Annotated in this window: 8 protein-coding genes; 4 read left to right on the top strand and 4 right to left on the bottom strand. The window is 71.4% G+C overall.

Features of this window, described 5'->3' with window-relative positions:
* The 3 genes from AC0HS0_RS00800 to AC0HS0_RS00790 form a co-directional block, all read left to right on the top strand.
* The coding region (locus tag AC0HS0_RS00800) for a GNAT family N-acetyltransferase (protein WP_472960977.1) at positions 1-279 on the top strand (279 nt) is incomplete at its 5' end.
* Entirely contained in the window at positions 263-613 is a 351-nt protein-coding gene (locus tag AC0HS0_RS00795) for an MGMT family protein (protein WP_472960976.1), read from the top strand. The genes AC0HS0_RS00800 and AC0HS0_RS00795, both read left to right, overlap by 17 nt.
* 97 nt (positions 614-710) lie before the next feature.
* Entirely contained in the window at positions 711-1,139 is a 429-nt protein-coding gene (locus tag AC0HS0_RS00790; RefSeq protein ID WP_472960975.1) for a hypothetical protein, read from the top strand.
* Positions 1,140-1,142: 3 nt separating this feature from the next.
* On the opposite strand, the gene AC0HS0_RS00785 is transcribed toward AC0HS0_RS00790, so the two are convergent.
* From AC0HS0_RS00785 to AC0HS0_RS00775, 3 genes are read right to left on the bottom strand one after another with little or no spacing between them, the layout of a single operon-like run.
* Positions 1,143-2,933: a sensor histidine kinase gene (locus tag AC0HS0_RS00785; protein ID WP_472960974.1), complete on the bottom strand. Its 1,791-nt coding sequence runs from the start codon at positions 2,931-2,933 to the stop codon at positions 1,143-1,145.
* Between the two features lie 4 nt (positions 2,934-2,937).
* A complete protein-coding gene (locus AC0HS0_RS00780; protein ID WP_472960973.1) occupies positions 2,938-3,636 on the bottom strand; it encodes a LuxR C-terminal-related transcriptional regulator in 699 nt (232 codons plus the stop codon).
* Positions 3,637-3,640: 4 nt separating this feature from the next.
* On the bottom strand, positions 3,641-3,988 hold the full coding sequence (locus AC0HS0_RS00775; RefSeq protein ID WP_472960972.1) for a response regulator: 348 nt from the start codon (positions 3,986-3,988) through the stop codon (positions 3,641-3,643).
* 162 nt (positions 3,989-4,150) lie between these two features.
* Here AC0HS0_RS00775 and AC0HS0_RS00770 point away from each other — a divergent pair, with 162 nt between their 5' ends.
* Entirely contained in the window at positions 4,151-5,146 is a 996-nt protein-coding gene (locus AC0HS0_RS00770; RefSeq protein ID WP_472960971.1) for a type III PLP-dependent enzyme domain-containing protein, read from the top strand.
* 136 nt (positions 5,147-5,282) lie between these two features.
* On the opposite strand, the gene AC0HS0_RS00765 is transcribed toward AC0HS0_RS00770, so the two are convergent.
* Positions 5,283-5,666 (bottom strand): ATP-binding cassette domain-containing protein (locus AC0HS0_RS00765; RefSeq protein WP_472960970.1); only part of this gene is annotated, 384 nt, incomplete at its 5' end.

The raw sequence follows: 5,666 nt of genomic DNA, 5'->3' as shown, positions 1-5,666 counted from the left end.
GTCGGGTTCATCATGGGCGACTTCAACCCGTACGCCGAGCACGACGAGTTCAAGGCGATCCTCTGGAGGATCAACGTGGACGCAGACGACCAGGGCCGCGGCATCGGCACCTTCGCGGTGCGCGCTCTGGCCGACGAGGCGCGCGAGCGCGGCGTGGAGCGGCTCTACGTGATCTGGGAGTCGGGCGAGCTCGGCCCCGAGCAGTTCTTCCTGCGCACCGGGTTCCAGCCTGTCGGCGAGACGCAGTACGGCGAGACGATCGGTGCCCTCGAGCTCTGACGGCACCTCCGCCGCGTCAGCCGACTTCGCATCGACCGACTTCGCGTCGAGGGTACTCGCCGTCGTGGAGAGCATCCCTCCCGGACGCGTGATGACCTACGGCGACGTCGCTGCGACTCTCGGCTCCCGGGCGTCGCGCATGGTCGGGCAGGTGATGGCCTATTACGGCGCGGAGGTGCCGTGGTGGCGGGTCGTGCGGGCAAGCGGCCATCCTCCGGCGAACCACGAGCACATCGCCCTGCAGCACTACCGCGCCGAGGGCACGCCGCTTCTCGGGGGCGGCGAGCGGCCCTATCGGGTGAACCTGGCGGTCGCGCGCCACGACGCGGGCTGACCGCGCCGATCGCGACATCATCCTCCAGGTCGATGCGGCGCTCAGGTTGATGGTGTTGACTGAACAAGTCTGTCCATCATCCTGCCCAGGAGCGTCCGTGCCCCGTACCCGTCGACTCGGCCTCGTCGTCGCCGCCGTCCCCCTCGTCGCCGCCCTCTCCGGGTGCTCGGTCGTGGCGGCGTTCACTCCGCACGTGGAGCCGGCGATCTACGACACGGCCAAAGACCTCACAGCGTCGAAGAGCACGGCAGTCGGCACGACGTCGTTCGTCCCCGACGACGCCAAGGTGATCCGCGTCGACTACGACTCGCAGTCGGGCGAGGCGATCATGACGTACACGTCCGCCGCCCTGCTCCGGCCCGACGTCTGCAAGCTGACGACCGTCGCACCGCCCAAGCCGACCATCCAGGACAGCTGGTGGCCGATCTCCGGCGTCCCCACCAACGCGTCCTACGCGTGCCCCGGAGGCTGGAGCGTCTTCACGATCGCGCAGCAGGTGTACGCGGTCCGGCCCGCGAAGGCATAGCGTTCAGGCCGCCGGCCGGCCGCCCTCCGCCGCGTTCGCCGGCAGCACCAGTTCCACGATGGTGCCGAGCCCGACGACCGAGCGCACGTCGACGTGACCGCCGACGGTCTCCACCCGGTCGCGCAGGCCCTCCAGCCCGCCTCCCGGCTCGACGCGCGCACCCCCGCGTCCGTCGTCCTTGACCGTCACCGTGACCTCCTCGCCCGCGCGCGTGACCAGCACGGCGCAGTTGCGCGCCTCAGCGTGCTTGGCCGCGTTGGCGAGACACTCGGAGACGCAATAGTAGATCGTCTCCTCCACCACGTTCGGCAGCCGCTGGGCCAGCTCGACGTGCACCTCGACGGGGGTACGGCTGCGCTGGGCCAGCTCCTCCAGCGCAGAGCGGAGGTCGCCGTCGGTCAGTACGGTCGGGTGGATTCCCCGCGCGAGCTCGCGCAATTCACGCAAGGCGTCGGCGAGCTGCGCCGATGCGCCCTCGAGGTCGCGGGCCAGCTCGTGCTCGTCGGCCGCGGCAGCCTTCGAGGTCGCGATCCGCAGGCTGATAGCAAGCGACACCAGCTGCTGCTGCGAGCCGTCGTGCAGGTCGCGCTCCAGTCGTCTGCGCGCCAGGTAGCCCTCCTCCACGATCCGCAGCCGCGACTCCCGCAACTCCTGGATGGTCTGCTCGAGGCGCGCACGCAGCCGGTCGTTGTCGACCGACAGCAACAGGGCGGACGACACGGCGTCGAGCAACCGGTCGTCTTGCGCGAGGGCGACGTCGTGCTCGATGAGCGCGATCGGCCCCTGGTCGGAGTCGATGGCGAGCGTGGAACGGCCCGGCCGGTCGACGTGCTCGCCGTCCGCCACCGCGTCGCCCCGGCTGGTGCGGTAGCCGCGCCGGTGCTCGTCCCACCAGAAGACGCGCAGCGAGCTGTCGTGCAGGGTGCGGGCGAGACTCGACTCCCACAGCCCGCGGTCGACCTTGTCGCGCGCCACGATCACGAGGTCGGCGACCCGCGAACGCAAGCCGCGCGCGTAGAACACCCCGCCCACGAAGGCCGGAGGGATGAGCGCGATGGCGACCGGTGGGATGAACTGGAGCCAGCCGCTGTTCCAGCCGAGCGCGAAGCTCAGCGAGTCCTGGAACGTGCCGTAGCACCAGAGCAGCAGGGCCAGCGGCATCACGAACGCGACGCGGCGCGCGGGGAGGGTGCTGGTCGTCCAGCGCACCGCGAGCCGGACGGCCACGGTGAGCAGGAGCACGACGCCGACGACGCGCCAGGCGATGCCGAGCCAGTAGTCCGCGTCCGGGCTCGGGACGAGCGCGTACGGGTTGGCCACGCACCCGCACTCCGCCGTGGTCGGAGACGAGACCAGCAGGATGCCGAGGAAGCGCACCAGGAAGGCGCCCGTGAGCGTCCAGGCGACGATGCGGTCGAAGCGCGACGTCAGCCTCCCGGACGGGTAGGCGAGGACGAGGATGCCGACAAGGACCGCCCACAGATCGGTGACGCCCTCCACCAGCGGCCACAGCCACGCGATGTCGCGGGTGACCGGATACCAGGCGCCCGCCGACCAGAAGAATGCGGCGCCGATCATCAGCCAGCCGGGAATCGGGCTGCGGATCGCCCGCCACGCGATCACCGCGCAGACCGCATAGTCCACGGCCACCGCGACGAACACGATTGCCCAGCCGATGCCCTGCGGGCGGGGCCCGTAGTCGTCCATGATCGCGCTGACGACCTGGGCGAGCACGTTCGACGCGATCGTCACCGTGACGGCGAACGCCCGCAACGAAAGGCGTGCGGCGTTCACGCGCTCAGCCGTCCCGGCCGAGGAAGCGCAGGACGGCGAGCACGCGCCGATGGCCTTCCGTCGTGTCCTCGATGTCGAGCTTGTTCATGATGTGCCCGATGTGCGACTCGACCGTGCGCAGGCTCAGGTGCAGCGCCGAGGCGATGCCGGCGTTGGAGAGCCCCTCCGCCATGAGCCGCAGCACGTCGATCTCGCGGCTCGACAGCGACTCGACGGCGGCCTCGGACGAGCGGGCCGAGACGAGGAGCTGGACGACCTCCGGGTCGACCACCGACCCGCCGCCGGCCACCGTACGCACGGCGTTGACGAGCGTGTCGCCGTCGGCGACGCGGTCTTTGAGGAGGTACCCCGTGCCACTCCCCGCGCTCATCGCCCGGATGGCGAATGCGGCGGTGGTGTACATCGAGAGCAGCAGCACACCGACCGTGGAGCCGGCGGCACGCAGCGATTCGAGGGCGCGGAGGCCCTCGTCGGTGTGCGTCGGAGGCATCCGGATGTCGAGCACGACGGCGTCGATCGCGGCGCCGCCGTCGCCGGTGCCGTCGCCGAGGATCTCCAGCAGCTGCTCCGCCGTGTCCACCGACGCGACGACATCCACCCCACCCGCGCGCAGGAGCTGCCCGATCCCCTCACGCAGCAGCACGGCGTCATCGGCGATCGCAACCCGGAGCGGGCGGGAATCCGAGTTCTCTCCCCCGACCACGCGCTTACATTAGCAGGCTGCGAATCGCCTCACCGCTCAGTTCCGCCTTGCTGATGAAACCGTCCGCGCCGCTGTCGCTCACGCGCGTGCCGTAGTCGCGCGACGAACGGCTGGAGGTCAGCACCACGGCGGCCCCTGTCGCACGCATCGCCGCGACCAGATCGAACCCGTTGGCGTCGGGCAGCCCGACGTCGAGCAGCACCAGATCGGGCGCCAGCGCACGACTCAGCTCGATGCCGCGGGCGCCGGTCTCGGCATCCCCGACGACGGAGAAGCGCTCCAGCGTGAGGAGCTCGGCAGCCTGAGCACGGAACCGCGCGTGGTCGTCGACGATCACAACACGGAGGCACATGCTGACGATTCTCTCCGGGGCCGGAGTGGAGCGCATCCGTGCCAGCACGCACGCCTATTCGGGTGGTCCCCCGGATGTGGGACATCGTCGCCCGGCGCGAACATATGAGACAAGCTCACCGCTTGGCCTTGAGCTCACCGGCCCGAACCCGAGGAGGATGCGATGCCCACCGCAACCCGAACCGCCGACCCGAACGGAGCAGCCGACCTGGCCTCCGAGGCGGTCGCGGTGGGCGTCCACGACCTCCCGCTGGTGGTCATCGACCTCGAGCGGGCGCGCCGCCGGTACCGCGCGCTGCGGGACGACTTCCCGTGGGTCGACGTTCACTACGACGTGAGCGCGCTCGCCCACCCGGCGCTGCTGGCCGCGATCGCCGACGCCGACGGCGGATTCGAGGTGACGCACGACCAGGCGCTGCCCGCGCTGCTGCTCGCGGGCAGCGCCGGCCACCACGTCCTCCACGCCACCCCGGTCGCCCACCCGCACGAGGCCCGCGCGGCGTACGACGCGGGCGTCCGGCGCTTCGTCATCGACGGGACGCGGGCGCTGGAGGTCTTCGCCGGCGCGCCCGACGACCTGCGCGTCGTCCTCAAGCTCCAGCCCGCGCTCGCTCCGCGTCCGGCTCATCGCGCCGCCCGGGGGATGACACCCAGCACGATCGTCGCCGCCGCCCGTGCAGCCCGCGGCCTCGGTGTGCGCGTCGCGGGTCTCTCCCTGACCCTGCCGCTGGACAGCAGTCCCGCGGAGTACGTGAGCGAGATCGTCCGCGCGATCGGCGTCGCGGCCGATGTGGAGGCCGCCACAGGGCAGCGGCTGCGCCTCCTCGATCTCGGCGACGGATTCCCCGGTCGCGCCGACGGCCGCCCGTCCGAGCGAGCCGAGCTGGCACGCGCCATCCGCGGCATCATCGCACCGGCGACGTCGAGGATCGTCGTGACCGCCTCGGCGGGCCACGCGATCACCGCCGGGTGCCTGACCATCGTCGCGGGCGACGTGCGGCGCGACGTGGAGCCGGCGGTCGCCAGCGCCTGCATCGACGCGGGCGCGGAGGTCGTCGTGCTCGACGACCAGAACTCCTCGCTCCTGAGGCGCCTTCCGCTGCTGCGCAGCCGGGACTCCTCCGAGCATCGGGTGCTCCGCAGAGTCGCACGCACCTGACCGCAGACCTGGCCGGACGGGCCGACAACTCAACCCAACCCAACCCCTCGGCCCGTCCCGTCCACGGCGACAGGCCCCGGATCCTCTCCCCGAAGGGAGGGCCCGGGGCCTGTCGGTACCACTGGGCGGGCGCTCTCTACACGAGCGAGTCCCGCCAGGCGGCGTGGAGCTGCGCGAAGCGCCCGGTGCCCGCGATCAGCTGGTCCGGCGAGCCGTCTTCGACGACCCGGCCGTGCTCCATGACGAGCACCCGGTCCGCGATCGCGACCGTCGAGAGGCGGTGCGCGATGATCACGGCGGTGCGATCGGCGAGCAGCGTCTGCAGCGCCTCCTGCACCAGGCGCTCGCTCGGGATGTCGAGCGAGCTCGTCGCCTCGTCCAGGATGAGCACCGCCGGGTTCGCCAGGAACGCCCGGGCGAACGAGATCAGCTGACGCTGACCTGCGGAGACCCGGCCGCCGCGCTTGTTCACGTCGGTGTCGTAACCGTTGGGCAGACTCGTGATGAACTCGTGGGCGCA

This window comes from Leifsonia sp. PARNA 1/14, from assembly GCF_055720965.1.
Note: the sequence above shows the minus strand (reverse complement) of the source record. Positions and strands in the feature narration are given on the sequence as shown.